Annotated in this window: 16 protein-coding genes; 2 read left to right on the top strand and 14 right to left on the bottom strand. The window is 65.2% G+C overall.

The features are described from left to right. The first annotated feature begins 39 nt into the window (after positions 1-39). Positions 40-846: an inositol monophosphatase family protein gene (locus L7H23_RS11210; protein ID WP_345790405.1), complete on the top strand. Its 807-nt coding sequence runs from the start codon at positions 40-42 to the stop codon at positions 844-846. Here the strand turns inward: L7H23_RS11210 and L7H23_RS11205 are convergent. The 10 genes from L7H23_RS11205 to L7H23_RS11160 form a co-directional block, all read right to left on the bottom strand. Continuing rightward, on the bottom strand, positions 843-1958 hold the full coding sequence (locus L7H23_RS11205; RefSeq protein ID WP_237835951.1) for a Gfo/Idh/MocA family oxidoreductase: 1116 nt from the start codon (positions 1956-1958) through the stop codon (positions 843-845). The genes L7H23_RS11210 and L7H23_RS11205 overlap by 4 nt on opposite strands. Further along, complete coding sequence (locus tag L7H23_RS11200) at positions 1955-2155, bottom strand: hypothetical protein (protein WP_237835950.1); 201 nt, start codon at positions 2153-2155, stop codon at positions 1955-1957. The genes L7H23_RS11205 and L7H23_RS11200 overlap by 4 nt, the downstream gene beginning before the upstream one ends. Positions 2156-2158: 3 nt before the next feature. After that, entirely contained in the window at positions 2159-3568 is a 1410-nt protein-coding gene (locus L7H23_RS11195; RefSeq protein ID WP_237835949.1) for an alkaline phosphatase D family protein, read from the bottom strand. Between the two features lie 7 nt (positions 3569-3575). Then, on the bottom strand, positions 3576-4910 hold the full coding sequence (locus tag L7H23_RS11190) for an MFS transporter (protein ID WP_237835948.1): 1335 nt from the start codon (positions 4908-4910) through the stop codon (positions 3576-3578). Positions 4911-4996: 86 nt separating this feature from the next. Then, positions 4997-6490 (bottom strand): CoA-acylating methylmalonate-semialdehyde dehydrogenase, encoded by a 1494-nt coding sequence (locus L7H23_RS11185; RefSeq protein WP_237835947.1) that lies wholly within the window; start codon positions 6488-6490, stop codon positions 4997-4999. A gap of 9 nt (positions 6491-6499) precedes the next feature. Beyond that, positions 6500-7291 (bottom strand): 5-deoxy-glucuronate isomerase, encoded by a 792-nt coding sequence (iolB, locus tag L7H23_RS11180; protein ID WP_237835946.1) that lies wholly within the window; start codon positions 7289-7291, stop codon positions 6500-6502. Continuing rightward, entirely contained in the window at positions 7291-8184 is an 894-nt protein-coding gene (gene iolE / locus L7H23_RS11175) for a myo-inosose-2 dehydratase (protein WP_237835945.1), read from the bottom strand. The genes iolB and iolE overlap by 1 nt, the downstream gene beginning before the upstream one ends. Beyond that, positions 8181-10016: a 3D-(3,5/4)-trihydroxycyclohexane-1,2-dione acylhydrolase (decyclizing) gene (gene iolD / locus L7H23_RS11170; RefSeq protein ID WP_237835944.1), complete on the bottom strand. Its 1836-nt coding sequence runs from the start codon at positions 10014-10016 to the stop codon at positions 8181-8183. The genes iolE and iolD overlap by 4 nt, the downstream gene beginning before the upstream one ends. Further along, entirely contained in the window at positions 10013-11953 is a 1941-nt protein-coding gene (gene iolC / locus L7H23_RS11165) for a 5-dehydro-2-deoxygluconokinase (protein WP_237835943.1), read from the bottom strand. Before iolC ends, iolD begins: the two co-directional genes overlap by 4 nt. A 94-nt stretch (positions 11954-12047) precedes the next feature. Beyond that, positions 12048-12926 carry a MurR/RpiR family transcriptional regulator gene (locus tag L7H23_RS11160; protein WP_237835942.1) on the bottom strand — a complete coding sequence of 293 codons (879 nt, stop codon included), beginning with the start codon at positions 12924-12926 and terminating at the stop codon, positions 12048-12050. A gap of 140 nt (positions 12927-13066) precedes the next feature. Here L7H23_RS11160 and iolG point away from each other — a divergent pair, with 140 nt between their 5' ends. Further along, positions 13067-14053 carry an inositol 2-dehydrogenase gene (gene iolG / locus L7H23_RS11155; protein WP_237835941.1) on the top strand — a complete coding sequence of 329 codons (987 nt, stop codon included), beginning with the start codon at positions 13067-13069 and terminating at the stop codon, positions 14051-14053. 112 nt (positions 14054-14165) lie between these two features. Here the strand turns inward: iolG and L7H23_RS11150 are convergent, their stop codons facing one another. The 4 genes from L7H23_RS11150 to L7H23_RS11135 form a co-directional block, all read right to left on the bottom strand. After that, positions 14166-16652: a TonB-dependent receptor gene (locus L7H23_RS11150; RefSeq protein WP_237835940.1), complete on the bottom strand. Its 2487-nt coding sequence runs from the start codon at positions 16650-16652 to the stop codon at positions 14166-14168. A 226-nt stretch (positions 16653-16878) separates the two neighbouring features. Continuing rightward, positions 16879-18216 (bottom strand): sensor histidine kinase, encoded by a 1338-nt coding sequence (locus L7H23_RS11145; RefSeq protein WP_237835939.1) that lies wholly within the window; start codon positions 18214-18216, stop codon positions 16879-16881. Further along, positions 18213-18878 (bottom strand): response regulator transcription factor, encoded by a 666-nt coding sequence (locus L7H23_RS11140; RefSeq protein ID WP_237835938.1) that lies wholly within the window; start codon positions 18876-18878, stop codon positions 18213-18215. Before L7H23_RS11140 ends, L7H23_RS11145 begins: the two co-directional genes overlap by 4 nt. After that, positions 18878-19186 carry a PepSY domain-containing protein gene (locus L7H23_RS11135; protein ID WP_237835937.1) on the bottom strand — a complete coding sequence of 103 codons (309 nt, stop codon included), beginning with the start codon at positions 19184-19186 and terminating at the stop codon, positions 18878-18880. Before L7H23_RS11135 ends, L7H23_RS11140 begins: the two co-directional genes overlap by 1 nt. Positions 19187-19278: the final 92 nt, after the last annotated feature.

Genomic DNA, 19278 nt, shown 5'->3' with positions numbered 1-19278 from the left:
TTTCTATCTTTCTTATAAAACAGAACGTATATTCATTCCATGACAATGTCATCCCTTATTTCCGCCATGATCGCCGCCGCTCACGCCGCGGGCGAAGGTTTGATCACCGACCGTGAACGCATCGCGACGCTCACGATCCACAGCAAGGCCGGCGCCGCCGACATGTTCACCGAAGCCGATCTGAAGGCCGAGGCGACCGTCCGCGAACGACTGATGACCCATGCCCCCGACTATGGTTTCCTCGGCGAGGAGGGCGGACTGACGCCCGGCCGCGACGCCGACCATGTGTGGGTGGTCGATCCATTGGACGGTACAACCAACTTCCTGACAGGATCCCCACTCTTCGCCGTCAATATTGCATTGGCGCGACAGGGAGAGGTTATTGCGGGTGTCACCTACGTCCCCGCGATGAATGAACTTTTCTGGGCCGAAACCGGAAAGGGCGCCTGGCTGGGCGAACGCCGCATCGGCATTTCGCCGCGCACGACGATCGAGGAATCGGTGCTCGGGGTCGGGATCCCCTTCGCGACCAAGCCCTATCACGAGCAGTTTTATGCCGAGATGGAGCGGCTGACGCCGCGCGTGACAGGTATCCGCCGCCTCGGCGCCGGCGCGATCGACATGGCGTGGGTCGCCTGCGGCCGGCACGATGCTTATTGGGAACAGAGCGTCAGCGCGTGGGACATGGCCGCGGGGGTCGTGATCGTCCGCGAAGCCGGCGGCCTCGTGACCGACACGCGCGGCGGCAAGCTGGATCTGATGAACGGCACCGTGCTTGCCGCAACCCCCGCGATCCAGGCCGAATTGCTGAGCTTGATTGCCCCGGTCGGGGAGAGCGAAGCCTAAGGCTTCGCCCAGGCCCCGCTCAGGTGCGAACGGCGGATCGCGTCGGCGACCCGTTCGACCGCCAACGCGTCGGCAAAGCTCTTCGCCGCCGACGGCAATCCTGCCGCCGCCTCGATCGCGGCCTTCACCTCGATCGTCTTGAGGTCGTTATAGCCGATCTGATGGCCCGACGCGGGGCAGAAAGCACCATAATCGCCATGCCCGGGGCCAGCGCAGATCGTCGTGAAGCCATTGGTCCGCCCCGGCCCCGTCCGGAAGAGCTTCAGCTCGTTGAACTGTTCCTGCGTGAAGCTGATCGAGCCGCGCGTGCCGCTGATCTCGAACGCGAGCCCCATCTTGCGCCCGCTGGCGATCCAGCTCGCCGCCAGCGTTCCCGTCGCACCGCCGGCGAATTCGACCACCGCGTCCATCTGGTCGTCGACGGTCACCGCGCGCTCGCTGCCGGTCGCGTCGCGGCGCGTCGGATGGGCGGTGTGGAGCCGCCCCGAAACCACGGCGATATCGCCCACCAGATGCTGCGCCATGGCGATGATATGGCTGCCGATGTCGGCGAGCGCGCCCCCCGCCTGCTCGGGCTCGCAGCGCCAGTTGAAGGGGGCGTCGGAAGACGCCATGAAATCCTCGGCATGGATGCCCCGAAAGGCGGTGACCTCGCCGATCTCGCCAGCAGCAATCAGTTCGCGCGCGAGGACGATCATCGGATTGTAGAGATAGGTGAAGCCGACGGCGGTCGGCAGACCGGTGGCATCGGCGGCGGCGACCATCGCCTCGGACTCGGCGATCGTCGTCGCCAGCGGCTTTTCGCAATAAACCGCCTTGCCCGCCTCGAGCGCGGCGATCGCGATCGGCGCGTGTAGCAGGTTCGGGGTCGCGATCGCCACCATGTCGATGCTCGCGTCGGCGATCGTTTCGCGCCAGTCGCCGCTCGCGTTGGGGATCCCGAGCGACGTCGCGGCCGCGGTCGCGGTCGGCAGGTCGCGGTCGGCGAGAACCGTGACGCGCGGCGTACGCGGCAGGTCAAAGGTCCGGTTGGCGGCGGCGAAAGCGAGCGCGTGGGCACGGCCCATGAAGCCGCTTCCGATCAGCGCAATATTGAGCGGGGCGCCGCTCATCGGCCGGCGACCTGTTGAAAACGTTCGCGCAGTCGTTCGACCGTCTTGCGCTTGACCGGCTGTCCGTCGCGCAGCTTGTACCAGCTATTCTGACTGATCCGGTATGTTTCGAACAGCCCTTCACGGGTCGCGCAGGGAAGCTGCGCCTTCATCGCCTCGAACTCGTCGGGTGCAATGGTCACCATCTCGAAACGCATTTCCTATTCGCCTCCATAATAGCTGCCGCCGCGCTCGACGCGTTCGCGCCGCTCGAGTTCGTCGGGGTCGATCGCCGCACGCCAGCTCTGCTTGCCGTTGACGAGATCGCTGGCCCGCAGCGCCACCGGCTTGCCCGACCCCGATGCGCCGATGACGTCGCGGACACTGAGTTCGACGCGCGGCTCGGGATCGAAACTGAATTCGAGCAGGCCGAAGTTGGCGCTGCGCACGAAGGGCTGGCGAAGCCGTACCTCGGGATGCTGGTCGACGAATTTCGGCGCCAGATATTGCGCCAGCCCCGAACTCACGAGGTCGTAGAAATCATAACCGCCCTTGTCGGACCAAGGGACGCAATTGACCTCGCCCTGATGCACGTCGCCCGAAATGCCGAAGCAGCCGCCGATCCGCTCGTCGCGGATAAAATCGAGGATCTCGTTCCGTTCGTGAAGATAGGATGCCCAGCTGTCGCCGTCCTTTTCGGCGAGCGACCAGCCGGTCCCGGAGACCAGAATCTTGAAGGCCGCTTTCGATGCCTTGAGCTCGCGTTTCAGCCACGCCTTCTGTCCGGCGCCCAGCATCGTCTTTTGCGGACTGTCCGGCGCGTCGGGCGGGTCGCGGTGATAGCGTCCGTCGAGCATGAAGATATCGACGGGCCCGAAGCTGTGGCGGAAGAAAATTCCCGGCGTGTCGGCCGTTCCCCCGGGCGGATTCGCCCACCAGCGCCGGAACAGCCGGTGCGTCATCTCCTTCACCGCATTGTGGCGGTCGGAGTTGTTGTACCCGAAGTCATGATCGTCCCAGATCGCAAGCTGCGGGACCGAACGCAGCAGCGGCACGAGCGCCGAAACATTGCGCTGGCGCGAATAGAGCGTCGAATAGGCGGTCTCGCTGTCGCTGTCGGCATAGATATTGTCGCCGAGCCACAGAAAGAGATCGGGCTCCATCGCCGCGATCGCCTCGAACACCGGCTGTTCGGGATAGAGCTGGACGCGCGCGCACGAACCGAAAGCGATGCGGATCGGGCGCGGCCGGTCGGGCGCGGTGCGGGTCCGGAAGGCGAGCGGCTGGTGCCGGTCGTCGATGCCGTCGGTCTTGATGCGATAATAATAGGCGGTGTCCGCGTTCAGACCCTTCACCTCGATCGCGGTGCACAGGTCGTTCTCCTGGGTCGCGACGACAGGCGTCGTCGTCCGGGCGTCGCTGAAATCGCGCTGCGTCGCATATTCGACCGCGACGCCGAACGCCCCGCTCGCGCGCGACCAGACGGTGAAGCTGTCCGGCGTCGTCGCCCCGATCATCGGCCCGTCGAGCAGGCGGGGATAGCCGAGCGCGGCCGCATAGAGCCGGCGCGGAAGGGCCGCAAAAAAGGCCAGCGCGGCGCCTCCGCGCAAAAGATTTCGCCGGTACATCATCTTCCCCTCAGTCGCGCAGCTTCGTTTTCCACAGCGTCGTCGCGAGCAGGGTCGCAACCACCGAGCTGCCGATCCAGAACCAGATCACCGGTCCGAAGTCATAGACATTCGCTCCGTTCGCCACATGCATATGGGCGTCGATCAGCGCGCCCGAGACCTGTTCCTGGATCGCGGCGCCAAGATAGCTGAAGACCCCGACCAGACCGAGCGCGGCGCCCGCGACGCGCTTCGGACAGATGTCAATCGCGAACAGCCCGCCGAGCGACGTGACCAGCCCCGTCATGCCCAAGCCGAACAGCACGACCGCGATCAGGACGACGGCATGATTGTCGGGCCCGAAGAACAGCAACAGCAGGCCGATCAGTTCGACGACGCCGAACAGCAGATTGACCGGGGGTCGTCGCGCACCGAAGAATTTGTCGGAGACGAAGCCGAAGGCAACGGCCCCTGCGACCCCCGCCAGCGTGCTCGCGGTCAGCATCGCGCCGGCCTCGCCCAGCGAATAGCCGCGGGCCTCCTGCAGATAGAGGATGCCCCAGCTGTTGATAGCATAGCGCGTGACGTAGTTGGCCGCGCTCGCCAGTGCGAGGATCCACACCGCCGGGATCGCGAGGATCGAGAGCTGGGTCCGGAATACGCCGCGCTCGGGCGCATCGGCGACCGGCGGGGCATAATGGTCGTTCCTCCAGTCGGCGACGGTCGGCAGGCCGAGCGAGCGCGGACGATCGGCCATCGCATAATAGGCCGCAACCGCAGCGACGATTGCGGCGATGCCCGGCCCCCAGAAGCCCCAGTGCCAGCCGCCCAGCGCGACAAGGGCCGACACCACCGCGAAGGTAAGCCCCTCGCCGATCGAATGCGCGGTCGACCAGATGCCGTAATATCGGCCGCGCTCGCGGTTGGAGAACCAGCTTGCCAGCGCCACGACGCACGAGGGTGCGCCATAGCTCTGGAACCAGCCGTTCAGCCCCCACAGCATCACCGTGACCCAGAAGACGGTCGAGAAACCCATCGCGATATTGCACAATGCCGACACGACGAGCCCCATCGCGAACAGCCGCTTCACATTGCTGTGATCGGCGACGAAGCCGTTGATCAACTTGCCGGCCGCATAGGTATAGAAGAGCGCCGACCCGATCATTCCGAGTTCGAGCGGGGTGAAGATGCCCTGGTCGATCAGCGGCTTCTTGACGATGTTGATCGCGAGCCGGCAGGTGTAGCTGATCGCATAGGCCAGCGTGATCGCGAGGATGATCCGCAACCGGTAGCGACGGAACGCCCCGTCGACGCCGTCGTCGGTCCGGACCGGCAGATCGGGGCCTGCCGCGAAGAACTTCAACATCGATCCTCTCCCTCCGGCGCGTGATTTGCGCTCTTCCGAGAACTTATTTCATTTTCAATTATTATGGAAGATTTGTTTCGTATTTCTCACCCCATCGTCGGAATGATGAAGGCACTGTCGCCGGCGCCGCCATCGGGCCAGCGCTGCGTCACCGTCTTCACCTTGGTCCAGAAGCGCACGCCCTCCATCCCGTACTGATTGTGATCGCCAAAGCCCGAACGCTTCCAGCCGCCGAAGCTGTGATAGGCGACGGGAACCGGAATCGGCACGTTGATGCCGACCATCCCGACATTGACGCGCTGCGCGAACTCGCGCGCCGCATGACCATTGCGCGTGAAGATCGCCACGCCGTTGCCATATTGATGATCGCTCGGCAGGCGAAGTGCGGTCTCGAAATCGGGCGCGCGGACGATCTGCAGCACCGGACCGAAGATTTCCTCGCGATAGGTGCGCATGTCGGTCGTCACATGATCGAACAGCGTCGGCCCGACGAAGAAGCCCTGCTCATGCCCCTGCAGGACAAGCCCGCGGCCGTCGACGACGAGCTCGGCACCCTCATCGACACCGGTCCGGATCCAGTCCTCGACCCGTGCCTTATGCGCCGCGTTGACGACCGGGCCATAATGCGCGTCGGGATCGGTTGAGACGCCGACCTTGAGCGCTGCGATCGCCGGGATGAGACGTTCGCGCAGCGCATCGGCAGTCCTGTCACCGACCGGAACGACGACGGGGAGTGCCATGCAGCGCTCGCCGGCCGAGCCGAAGGCGGCACCGCACAGGTCTCCGACCACCTGGTCGAGATCGGCGTCGGGCATCACGATGCCGTGATTCTTCGCGCCGCCCATCGCCTGCACACGTTTGCCCGCCGCAACGCCGCGGCCATAGACATAGTGCGCGATGTCGCTGCTGCCGACGAAGCTGACCGCCGAGATTGCCGGATGATCGAGAATTGCGTCGACCATCTCCTTGTCGCCATGCACGACCTGCAGGATGCCGTCGGGCAGCCCCGCCTCGCGCATCAGTTCGGCCAGCCGTACCGGGACCGACGGATCGCGCTCGCTCGGCTTCAGGATGAAGGCATTGCCCGCCGCGATCGCCGGGCCGAACATCCACATCGGGATCATCGCGGGGAAGTTGAACGGGGTGATACCCGCCACGACGCCGAGCGCCTGCCGCATGGCATAGACGTCGATGCCCGGACCGGCGCCCTGCGTATATTCGCCCTTCAGTGCGTGCGCGATGCCGCACGAAAACTCGATGACCTCAAGCCCGCGCATGATGTCGCCCTTCGCGTCGGCGACGACCTTGCCATGCTCGCTCGCGAGCAGCTCGGCGAGGTCCTGCATGTTTGCCTCAAGCAGCTCGCGAAAGCGGAACATCACCCGCGCGCGGCGTTGCGGATTGGTCGCCGCCCATTCGGGCTGCGCCGCCTGCGCCGCGGCCACCGCACGGTCGAGATCGGCGAGGCTCGAGAAGCCGACGCGCGCCTGAACTTGGCCCGTGCTCGGGTTGAAAACGTCGCCCGCGCGCGCGGAACCACCGCCGGCGCCGCCGGCGATGAAGGGATCAATCTGTCTCATCGCTCTTCCTTACTGGCGCACGATCCAGTCGTGCGCGGGGTCGTTGCGGAACACCCAGTTGCGCCGGGGTCCCGCCATCACGTTCAGATAATAGAGATCATAGCCATGCGGTGCGCCGACCGGGTGATAGCCGCGCGGAACCATCACGACGTCGCCGTCCTCGACCGCCATCGTCTCGTCGATGTCGCGCTCGTCGGTATAGACGCGCTGGAAGGCAAAGCCCTGCGGCGGCGACAGGCGGTGATAATAGGTTTCCTCAAGGAAGGTTTCCTCGGGGAACGCATCGCGGTCATGCTTGTGCGGCGGATAACTCGACCAGTGGCCGCCCGGGGTGATCACCTCGACGACGAGCAGGCTTTCGGCCTCGTCGGCGTCGGACAGGATATTGCGGACGTGCCGCGTGTTCGTTCCCTTGCCGCGCACCTCGACCGCCTCCGAACGGATCAGCCGCACCGTGCCGGCGCCGCTGCCCGGCGCCGTGCAGATCGCGACTTCAGCGTCCGATGCGGCCTCGATCGTGTAACGATGGCCGGCGGGCACATAGACCGAGGTCGCGGCGCCATCGAACACCGTCTCGCGTCCGCCGAGAGATTCGAAGCGTTCGCCGCCCGCCATGACCGAGACCGTCCCCGTCAGCACGACCAGGCACGCCTCGCGGCCATCCTCGACATGATTGTAGCTCGCCCCGGCGGCCAGGCGCACGACGCGGAAGCCGACATATTTCCAGCCCGCACTTTCTGGCGTGATGTCGAGCACCGTGCCGTCGCCGGCGGGCGCGTGCGAGCGGACGAGCAGCGACATCAGACCAGCGCCTCCTCGCGCGCCAGCCGCTTCAGCGTATCGAGGCCGAGCTGGCTGTATTCGCGCGGATTGGCGATCGCCGGATCCTGTTCGGCCTCGATCACGATCCAGCCCGAATAGTTCATTTCCGCCAGCGCGCGCATGAAGGGCGCATAGTCGTAATCGCCGTCGCCGGGCGCAGTGAACATGCCACCGACGACGCCGTTCAGGAAGCTGGTCCCGTTGGCGAGAAACTCGTCATATTTTGCGGTCCGGACATCCTTGCAATGGACGTGGGTGACGCGCTCGGGACGCGCCTTGATGACATCGATCGGCTCGATTCCCCCGAACAGCGCATGGCCCGTGTCGAGCACCAGCCCGACATGGTCGCCGGTCGCGTCGAAGAAGCGTTCGAGTTCGTCCTTCGTCTCGACGATCGTGCCGAGATGATGGTGGTAGGCGAAGCGCAGCCCGCGGTCGTTGATGAAGCGCGCGACCGTATTCAGCCGATCGCCGAACTGCTTCCACTGGTCGGCGGGCAACACGGGATGCGTATCGAGCCGGCTGCCATAGCGATCGCCATGGACCGCGTTCGAGGTCTCGGCGAGGATGAAGACGCTCGAGTCCATATATTCCAGCAGCGCAAGATGCTTCGACAGCGCTTCGATCTCGGCATCCGCGTCGCGGACCAGCAGGTTCGACGAATACCAGCCGCTGACGACGTCGAGGCCGTAATTCGCCATGATCGGCGCCAGTGCCTCCGGTTCGCGCGGGAATTTGTTGCCGAGTTCGACTCCCTCGAAGCCGATGTCGCGCACGTCGGTGAGCAGCTCGTCGAGCGTTGTGTCGCCGCCCAGTTCGCGCATGTCGTCGTTGCACCATGCAATCGGGCTCACGCCCCAGCGGATCGTCATTTTCTCTCTCCGTCGATTCGGGTTTCATAGTCGCGGCGTGCCGCCCGCACTTCGGCGCGGGTTGATACTTCGGGGACGGCGACGTCCCACCAATGACCGCCCGCCTCGGTCGTGATCATCGGGTCGGTGTCGATGACGATCACATAGCTTTTCGCCGATTGCCGGGCCCGGACGAGCGCGGCCTCGAGCTCGGCGATTCCGGACACCTTCTCGGCCGCGGCGCCCAGGCTGCGCGCATGGGCCGCGAAGTCGATATCGGGCAGCATTTCGTGCGCCGTGTCGACGAGCAGATTGTTGAACGGGCGTCCCCCCGTTCCCTGCTGCAGCCGGTTGATGCACCCGTAACCGCGGTTGTCGAGCAGCACGACCGTGATCTTGTGCCCAAGCATCACCGAGGTCGCGAGTTCGGAATTGAGCATCAGATAGCTGCCGTCGCCGACCATCACATAGACGTCGCGCGCCGGGTCGGCCATCTTGACGCCAAGCCCGCCGGCGACTTCGTAACCCATGCACGAAAAGCCGTATTCGACATGATAGCCGCCGGGGCGGTGGCTGCGCCAAAGCTTGTGCAATTCGCCGGGAAGCCCGCCCGCGGCACAAACCACGGTCGCATCCTCATCCGCCTGCCGCCACACCGCGCCGATAACCTGCGCGTCCGACGGCAGCGCGGGGCCCGATGCCGTCGCGACATCCCACGCGGCGTTCCATTCGGCGACCGCACGCTCGTTCGCATCGCGCCACGCCGCGTCGACCTGCCAGCCGCCAATCGCCTCGGCCACGCCCTCCAGCACCTCGCGCGCGTCGCCGACAACTGCCTCGGCGCCTTGCTTGATCGCATCGGGTGCCGCGATATTGACCTGGATCAGTCGCTTGCCCGCGAACAGCGTACGCGACCCCGTCGTGAAATCCTGCAGGCGCGTGCCGACGCCGACGATCAGGTCGGCCGCCTCGGCGGCCGCGTTCGCCGCGCTGGTCCCGGTGACCCCGATGCTGCCGAGCGCTTGCGGGTGATTCCAGGGAAGCGCGCCCTTCCCCGCCTGCGTCTCAGCCACCGGGATGCCGGTGGCTGACGCGAGCGCGGCGAGTTCGGCCTCCGCGCCCGAATAGAGCACGCCGCCGCCGGCAACGATCAACGGCGCCTTCGCATCGCGGATCGCATCGACGAGGCCGTCGAACTCGGCGCGGTCGGGCCGGGGCCGGCGCTGTCGCCACACGCGCGGCGAAAAGAAGTCTTCGGGATAGTCGTAAGCCTCGGCCTGCACGTCCTGACAAAGCGCCAGCGTGACCGGCCCGCACAGCGCGGGATCGGTCAGCACGCCCATCGCCCGCGGCAGCGCGTCGAGGATCTGCTCGGGCCGCGTGATCCGGTCGAAATAGCGTGACACGGGGCGGAAACAGTCGTTCGCGCTTATGGTCGCGTCGGCGAAATCCTCGATCTGCTGGAGCACCGGATCGGGCCGGCGGCTGGCGTAGACGTCGCCGGGCAGGAACAGCACGGGCAGCCGGTTGACATGCGCAAGCGCCGCCGCGGTGACCATGTTCGTCGCACCGGGACCGATCGAGGTCGTGCACGCCATCGCACGCTGCCGCCGGCTCGCCTTGGCAAAGGCGATCGCGGCATGCGCCATGCCCTGCTCATTATGTCCGCGGAAGGTCGGAAGCACGTCCTCCATTTCGGCAAGCGCTTCGCCTATCCCAGCGACATTCCCGTGGCCGAAGATCGCCCATATGCCGGCGAAATAGGGCATCTCGATGCCGTCGACCTCGACCCGCTGTACCGCGAGCCAGCCCGACAGCGCCTGCGCCATCGTCAATCTTGTGGTCTTGCTCATGCCGCGACCCTAGCACGGCGGGCGCTGCGCCAGCCATCGGCGAGGACGCGCAGATTTTCGCCGAGTGCCTGAATGGCCGCCTCATCGTCGATGGCGCCGGTCAGCCATTGCTGCGCCACGTCGTGGAAGATCGTGCGTCCCACGGCGAAGCCTTTGACAAGCGGGAAAGCGGCCGCCGCGACGATACCTGCGAGCACCTCGTCCTGCGGCGCCGACAGGCCGAGCAGAACGATACCGCGGCACAGCGGGTCGTGGCGCAATATCGCTTCCTCGCTCGCCGCCCAAGCGGCGGCATCGGTCGTCGGCTCCAATTTCCACCAGTCGGGATAGATGCCCAGCGAATAGACATGATCGATCACCGACGCGATCGTCCCGCTGTCGACCGGGCCATGCTTCGAGGCGATGATTTCGAGCAGAAATTCGTGGCGCGTGCGGCGGCACGCGTCGAAAAGCCGAAGCAGCTGCCGGTCCTGTCGCGCTCGCATCTCGGCATCGTCATCGGGATGATAGAAGACGAGGCATTTGACGACATGATTTGTCGGCCAGTCGCGCAGCGTCATGCCGACGTCGGGAGACCCCTCGAACCGGACGGGGCGCGATCCCGGAACCTCGATCGGCCGTCCGATCCAATAGGGGTGGTCGGCCGCCGCCTCGAGCGCGCGCGCACCGAAGCGGCCGTCGAGCAGCATGCCATAGCAAGGGTCGCCCGCGCCCATCCGGTGCAGCGCCTCGAGCGCCAGATTCTTGAAATGATGGACCCGCGCCTCGTCGCTTTCGCCAAGCTCGGCAAGCAGATCGTCGAACTGGCTGCGGTGATCGATCGCGAGGACGGTCAGCTCGTGGCGGTCGCCTTGGCGGTTGGTCGACCAGTGAATCTGTTCGAGTTCGACGCTTTCGCGAAGCCGGTGCGGCCATTGGCCGGCCAGAAAATGTTGCAGTTCTTCCCACGAAGCCATCGCCGGTGCGCAGCCATGGCGCGACACGACGAGGGCGCCGCAGGCATTGGCGATCTCGCAGCATTTCTCGAGCGGCATGTTGCGCAGCCAGCCGCGCAGGAAGCCCGCCATGAAGGCGTCGCCTGCACCCAGCACGTTGAACACTTCGATCGGAAAGCCGCGGCCGACGATCCCGCCGTCGAGCGAAGCCGGAATGTCGTCCGGGAAAGCGACGCAGCCATCGGCGCCGCGCTTGCAGACGAGGAGCGCCGCGCTCTTCGACCGGATCGCGCGAAGCGCCGCGAGCGTGTCGGTCGAACCGCCGAGGATATGAATCTCCTCCTCGGTGCCGACGATCAGGTCGCAGAGCGGCAGGACGCGCTGGAGCGCCTCCGTAACCCCCTGATCGGCGACGAAGCGGTCCTCGCCATTGTCCTTGCCGGCCAACCCCCACAGCACCGGCCGATAGTCGATGTCGAAAACGACGCGCCCGCCGGCATCCTTCATCAGCGTCGCCGCCTTGATGCTGGCCTCGAAGACTCCGGGCTGCGACAGGTGCGTGCCGTTGACGAGCAGCGCGCCCGCCGACCGGACAAGGGCCGGATCGATGTCGTCGGCGCACAGCGCCATATCGGCGCAATTTTCGCGGTAGAAGATCAGCGGAAATGTGTCGGGATCGCGAATGCCGAGAATCGCCAGCGCGGTGAGACGATCGGGATCGGTCCGGACGCCGCTCGTCGCAACGCCTTCGCGTTCCAGTTCCTCGACGATGAAGCGACCGAAATGGTCCGCCCCGACGCGCGTGATCAGACCGGAACGAAGGCCGAGACGGGCGGCTCCGATCGCGGTATTCGTCGGACTGCCACCGATATATTTGGCGAAACTCGCCATGTCCTCGAGCCGCCCGCCGATCTGCTCGCCATAGAGGTCGATTCCCGCGCGCCCCAGCGTAACGACGTCAAGTGGCCCCCCGCCGTCCGTTTTATCCCCTTGTTGCGCCATCGCTTTCCAGACCATCCTTCCTTGGTCTGTAACACATATTCCAACTTTAGAATGTTTGCAACATATGTTTCATACGCTTTGCGGATTGGAACGGTCAGGTTCCGACATTGTCCCGGGCTTTCCCGTCGGTGCGTGTCGCCTCGAAGGCGAAATTGATCACCAGCGCCTGCGCGAGGCACATGGACGCCGAAAGCGACCGGAACTTGCGTACCTCGGCTTCGCGGATCTGCAGGACATGCTCGGCGGGCTTGGCGACCGGGCTGACAAGGCTGTCGCTGATCGCGAGAACGCGGCCACCGCTCGCCTTCGCGGCGTTGACCACCGCGACCGTTTCTTCGGAATAGGGATGAAAGCTGATCGCGATCAGCAAATCGTCGGGTCCGATCGCATGGACCTGCTGAAGTCCCAGCCCGCCGACCCCGTCGATAAAGACTGTCCGCTTGCCCGCCTGGAGCAATGAATAGGCGATATAGGATGCGACCGGGAACGAGCGGCGAAAGCCCGCGACATGAACCGTGTCGGCGGCCATCAACAGGTCGACTGCCGCGCGCATGTCGGCGCCGCTGACCGTCTGCAGCAGATTCTGGATCGCCAGACTGTTGCCCTCGACGAACTCGGACAGGAGATTCTCCGGCTCGGCCTCGCGCGCGTTGGTGGCCTGGTCGAGTTGCCGGACGCGCTCCGAATAGCCGAGCGCGGCATTGTTGCTGAGCAGCCCGTCGCGGAACAGCCGCTGCATCTGGCTCGCGCCCTCGAACCCGAAGCTCTTGGCGAAGCGCACGATCGCTGACGGCTGGACGCCACAGCGATCGGCTATAACCGCCAGCGTTTCGAGTGCGATATCGTTCGGTTCGTCCAGAATATAGCGTGCGATCTGCTTCAATCGCTTGCTCAGCGTTTCATACCGGCTCACGATCTCGGCGCGGAGCTCTTCCGCCGAAACGGGGGCGGTAGCGACATCGTTCAACTTCATTCTCCCCGCTTGTCGGTCAAAAACGGAATATCTGTTCAAAACTTGTAACGCAACTGTCGCCCTGTGCCATTTTCTCCGCTATGGAATAAATGTTTCGCACAACCAACATATGGAACAAGATTTCAATTGGAGAGGCTTGAATGCACGACATTGCACTGATCGGCGCCGGCAGGATCGGCAAAATCCACGCGGCCAACGTCGCCGCGAACCCGCGCCTGCGACTGGCGCGGGTAGTTGACCCCTTCCCCGAAGCCGCCGCCGCGGTGGCCGCACATTATGATGCGCGCGTCTCGACGATCGAGGAAGCGCTGGCGGATCCCGCGATCGCAGGCGTTGTCGTCGCGAGCTCGACCGACACCCACCTTCCCTACAGCCTCGCCGCAGCGGAAGCGGGCAAGGCGATCTTCTGCGAAAAGCCGCTCGATCAGGATCTGGCCGCCGCACGCCGGTCGTCGGCGCGGTTCGAGGCGCTGAATGCCCGCCTGTTTCTGGCCTTCAACCGCCGCTTCGACCCGAATTTTGCCGCATTGCAGGCGCGGCTCGCGGCCGGCGCGGTCGGCACGCTCGAAACATTGCACATCATCAGCCACGACCCCGCACCGCCGCCGGTCGATTATGTCAAGGTGTCGGGCGGCATCTTCAAGGACATGGTCATCCACGATTTCGACATGGCGCGCTGGCTGCTCGGCGAAGATGTCACCGAAGTCTTTGCCAGTGCCTCGGTCCTCGTCGACCCAGCGATCGGCGAAGCGGGCGACGCCGATACCGCAAAGACGATCCTGCGCACGGCATCGGGTCGCCTCTGCGTAATCTCGTCGAGCCGGCGGAGTGGCTATGGCTACGACCAGCGGATCGAGGCGTTCGGGTCGAAGGGCATGATCCGCGCGCAGAACCAGCTCGAGACGACGGTCGAGACATGGGGCGAGGCGGGCGCGGCCGCCGACCGCTTCCAGAACTTCTTCCTCGATCGCTATGCCGTCGCCTATGCGCGCGAGACCGGGCATTTCGCCGACATTCTCGACGGCAGCACGGCGCCGCTCGTCGATTTCCGCGACGGCGTCGCGGCGCTCGCATTGGCCGAGGCGGCCGCCTACTCGGCCCGGACCGGCGAGCGCGTTCTCCTGTAAAGCAGAAAGCGGGCGGCGAAACTCGCCGCCCGCTTTCTTCACGCCACCCGACAAGCAAAAAGAAAGGGCCGGGTTTCCCCGGCCCCCAGTTTTCCAGTGCCCCTGCAGCGGATCAGAATTTGAACTGGATGCCCGTCTTGACCGAATAGCCGTAGCGTTCGACTTCATCGATGCGCGAGGGAATACCCTGATAGGTGCGATAAGGTTCGTCGTTGAGGTTCGACCCTTCGAGGAAGATCGTCACATGCTTCACGATATCGTAGCCGATGCGCGCGTCCCACTGATTGAACGCCCCGACATAGATGTCGGTGTCGGTGTCCTCGCCGGGTTCGAGCAGATAGGCCGAGCGATAGGTATAGGCGATACGCGCCGACAGGCCGCCCTTTTCATAGGACAGGAAGGCCGAGGCCACCCGGTTCGACTGGCTGGCGAGCGGCAGGCGCTCGGTACCGCGTCCCGGTATGCCCTTCGCCCGCGACTTGACGAAGGTAATGCTGCCCCCGATGCTGAAGCCGTTAAGCGGCGACGGCAGGAAGCTGAGTTCGGTCTGCGCGTTGATTTCGATGCCCTTGACGAAGGCACTGTCGGCGTTGACCGGCATCGTTACCTGCGCATCGACCAGCGGCTGCCCGGCAAAGGTCCCGCTCTGCTCCGTCGTCGCCGAATAGATCGGGTTCGAGATCGTCTTGTAGAAGCCGGCGACGCTGACGATGCCCTTGCGACCGATGTAGAATTCGCCCGCAAGGTCATAGTTGGTCGAGGTCAGCGGCCGCAGGTTCGGATTGCCCTGTTCGACTTCATTGTCGCCGGTGTTGACGATCGTCGTCGGGGCAAGCTGCTCGTAGTTCGGCCGGCCGATCGCCCGGGTCACCGCAGCGCGGAAAACCAGCGACGGCGACGCGTCCCAGCGAAGGTTCAGGCCCGGGAACCAGTCGGTATAGCTTTGCGATCCGAAGCTGTCGTAATCCTTGCCGAGGTCGGCGACCGTCGTCGTGTCGAGCACGTCCTTCGCCGCGTAATTGCTCTTCGTCTTTTCCATGCGAACGCCGGGAATGGCGGTGAACGGACCGACCTTCAGCGTCGCCATCGCATAAGCGGCAAAGATCTTCTCGCGGATCAGGAAGTCGCCGGCCAGGCTGTCGCCGACGGTGCCTTCCTCGTCGAGCTCGAAGCCGCTCAGGTTGGAGGTGAAGAAATTGTCGGCGGCCGGGCGGCTGATCGTGGCACCGAAGGGGTAGCGCCCCTTGAAGATACTGTCGATCGACTCGCCCTGGACCTGATCCAGCGTGAAATCATCCTCATAGCCGTCGTAAATTACCGATTCCGCGTCGTTCGTCTTGCGCCGGTTGGTATATTTGACGCCGACCTTGATCGAGGAATCGTCGCCGATAGCGATCGGCGTCCGGAAATCGGCGCGCAGCTGGTACAGCGTCTCGCGCGCCCGGCGATGTTCGTAGCTCGTCTCGTCGAACTCATAGATTCCGGGATCGAAGGCGCTGGCATCCGGACGGAACACCGGAATGCTTCCCGACAGATCGTAGGAGCCGGTCACGCCCTCGCCTTCGAACGAAATCTCGTCGCGGTGGGGGTCGCGCTTGTCGGCGCGTGTGTAGCCGCCCTCGATCCGCAGCCAGCTCGGCCCCAACTCGAACTCGCCGCCCAGCGTCGTGGTGATGGTCGACGACGATTCGGCGCGCGACCGCAGCGCGCGCGAGACTTCGGCCTCGGCGAAGTCGCCGCTCGTCGCGGTCTGGTTCGTGATCTCGTCCTCATCGAGCTCGATCGTGAAGCCCGGGCGCGTTTCGGTGTCCTTGTACTTCGAATAGAGGAAACGCGCGTAGGTCTTCACCGTATCGGTCGGGCGCCAGTCGAAGTTCGCGACCGCGCCATAACGCTGGCGGCGGGTATGATAGTCGCGGATCGTCTGTTCGAGCGGTAGGAACTGGCCGTTGACCTCCTCCCAGCTCCCGCCCGACTGGACGTTTTGCGCTTCGAACTCGCGGTTCGAATAATTGAGCGCAAGCACCACGCCGAACTGGTCGTCGGGACCGAAGCGCGATCCGAAGGAAGCATCGAACTCGTAGGGGTGTTTGCCGTTGATGTCATATTTGCCATAGGCGGCGCGCAGGCTGCCAAAGGTTCCCGGGCGGTCGAAGGCCGACACCGTTTCGATATTTGCGGCGCCCGCGATCGCGTTGGCGTCCATGTCGGGAGTCAGCGTCTTCGAAACGGTGATCGCCCCGATCAGCGCCGACGGAATGTCGTCGAGTTTCACCTGGCGCGAATCGGGTTCGGGGGCGGCCGCAGTCTGGCCGTTCAGGGTCACGTTCAGCAGGTCGGGCGAAACCCCGCGAACGGTCAGATAGCGCCCTTCGCCCTGATCGTTGGCGACACTGAGGCCCGGAAGGCGGCGGAGCGTTTCGGCGACATTCTGGTCGGGAAGACGCCCGACGTCGTCGGCGCGCACTTCGTCGACCTGCGTGTCGGTGTTGCGCTTCGTTTCCAGTGCGGCACGATCGGCGGCGCGGCGGCCGCTGACGACAATGGTATCGTCCTGTCCCGCCTCGGCCGGAGAAGCCTGTGCCCAGGCACCCGTCACCGGAGCAGCCAGACATGTCGTAAGCAAAAGCGCCCGTGCGAACCGCCGTGTCATTTTATCGCCTCTCCTCCCCGGCACGACTCCCTGTCGCGCTCGTTTCGGACATCATAATGACATATTTATTCCATATTGCAAGTGAAATAGAATATATCTTGCACAATGATGGTTCACGCCGCACGAAAAGGCGGCGCAATGCGCACCGCCTGACATGTCGCTGACAGGAATTTCAGTCGGATAGCGGCCAGCGGACCCGAACCTCGAGACCGCCGAGCGGCGAGCGCGCCAGCTCCAGCTCGCCTCGCGTCGCTTCGGCCAGCTCGCGTGCTATGGCAAGGCCCAGCCCATAGCCCTCCTGCGCCGAATCGAGCCGCGCACCGCGCAGGATTGCCTCATCGCGCTGCACGGTATCGAGCCCCGGCCCGTCGTCGCCGACCGTCAATACGCGCCTGTCCGCCATCGTATCGATCGCAACCCGGACGAGACGGCGCGCATGGCGCGCGGCGTTTTCCAGCAACGGTCCCAGCAGTTCGGCGGCATCGTCGCTCGCGAGCGGCAAAGTCGCGCTCTCGTCGCATGCAATCGAAAAGGCGATACGCTCGCCCGCTTCGGTCTGCTCGATCACCGCGACGAGTCGCTCGATCAACGGCAGCGCGACGGTGCTGCGGCCTTCATGGACCAGGCTGATGCGCGTCCGGGCCAGCTCGCCGTCGATCGCCGCTCGCATCGCGGCAATCGAGGAATCAAGCCCGTCGGCGATCTGCAACGCGCCGCTTTCCCTGGCCCGCGCGCTTTGCGCGGCGAGCGCTGCAAGCGGAGTCTTGAGGCCGTGCGCCAGGTCGGCGGCGCGGCGGCGCGCGCGGACCAGATCGGCTTCGCGCGCGTCGGCCAGCGCATCGATCGATCCGGTCAGCGGCGCGAGCTCGCGGGGATAGCCATCGCCGAGACGCGCCGACGCATCCCGGCGCAAACGCTCCACATCCTGCCCGACGCCGCGCAGGGGACGCAGCCCCAATCCCACCTGCGCCCACGCCGCCAGCGCGAGCACCATCCAGAGGAGCGCCAGAAACAGGGCCATCTCGCGTCCGAACTCGCGTTGCGCGGGAACCAGCTTGGCCAGATCATAGCCGAGCTGAACGATCACTGCAGGCTCGCGCGGCTGGAGGCGGATGGCGCGCTCCATCAACAGGAGCCGCTGCCCGAAGGGACCGTCGGCCCGGCGAACACGCCATTCGTCCGACGGCGCCGCTTTCGGGCGTGGCAAGTGGCTGTCCCACAGCGATACCGAACGGATCGCACCTTCGGCTCCCGATACCTGCCAGTAAAGCCCGCCCGCGGGGACAGCGAACCGCGGATCCGCCGGTTCCGAACCGGCCACCGGAACCCCGCGCGCCAGTTGCAGGTCGGCGAGGAGCGGGCGGACCTGGACCAGCAGTTCGTCTTCGACCCGCCGCTCGATATGGCCGTTGAACAGCCAGGTCATCGCAAACCAGGCCAGCACCAACGCCAGCGCGATCGCGACGCCGGCTCCCGCAATCAGCCGAAGCCGGAGCGAGCCGCGTGTCACGCGGCAGTCACCGGCAACAGATAGCCGAAGCCCCGGCGGGTCTGGATTGTATCGGCGCCCAGCTTGCGGCGCAGCCGCGCGATCAGCGCCTCGATGGCATTGGCGTTCTCGGTATCGGCGTCGCCATAGAGGTGATCGGAAAGTTCGGTAGCGGGCACCGCGCGGTCGGGGTGATGCGCCAGATAGTCGAGCAGCCGGTATTCGAGCGGCGACAGCTTGACCAGCGTGCCGTCGAGGGTCGCCGTCATGCGATGCGTGTCGATCCGGAGGCCGCCGACCTCCAGCGTCGGGCTCGACCGGCCCGCGGCGCGGCGGATCAGCCCACGCACGCGCGCAACGAGCTCCTCCATCGCCCACGGCTTGGCCATATAGTCGTCGGCGCCGGCCTCGATCCCGGCAACCTTGTCGGTCCATTCGCCGCGCGCGGAAAGGATCAGCACCGGAAAGTTTCGCCCCGCCTCGCGCCAGCGCCTGACCACCGACAGCCCGTCGAGGCGCGGCAGACCCAGGTCGACGACGGCAACGTCATAATCTTCGACATCGCCGTTGAACCACGCCTGCTGTCCGTCGCCGGCAAGGTCGACGACGAAACCCGCGGCGGTCATCCCCCGGACGAGTTCGGAAGCAACGACCGGATCGTCCTCGACTACCAATGCGCGCATCAATCATCCTCGATCTTGATTATCCGGCCGGTCTTGGCGTCGATCTCGACCTCGCGCACCCTGCCGCCGCCGGTCAGGATTTTCACCTCATATTTGAAGCCGAAGGATTCGCGTTCCAGCTTGACCTTGAGCACGTCGCCCGGAACGCGCTCGGTGGCGATGGCCAGCACGCGCGCGATCGGCAGGATTTCTCCGCGCGCCAGCGCAGCGCTCGCCGCGCGTTGATCGTCCTTGTCGTCCTTCGCAAGCGTCAGGGCAGGGGAAGCGAGTGCGGCGAGCGCGGCCGCGATAAGAAGCGTCTTTTTCATGCGTCCTTCCTGCCACAGAAGCGCTGACAGCAAGCTGACATGATACGGCCCGTATTTATCGGCGAACGGCATTGATGAAATATATTTTCTGA

The sequence above is a fragment of the Sphingopyxis sp. BSN-002 genome, from assembly GCF_022024275.1.
Classification (GTDB): domain Bacteria; phylum Pseudomonadota; class Alphaproteobacteria; order Sphingomonadales; family Sphingomonadaceae; genus Sphingopyxis.
Note: the sequence above shows the minus strand (reverse complement) of the source record. Positions and strands in the feature narration are given on the sequence as shown.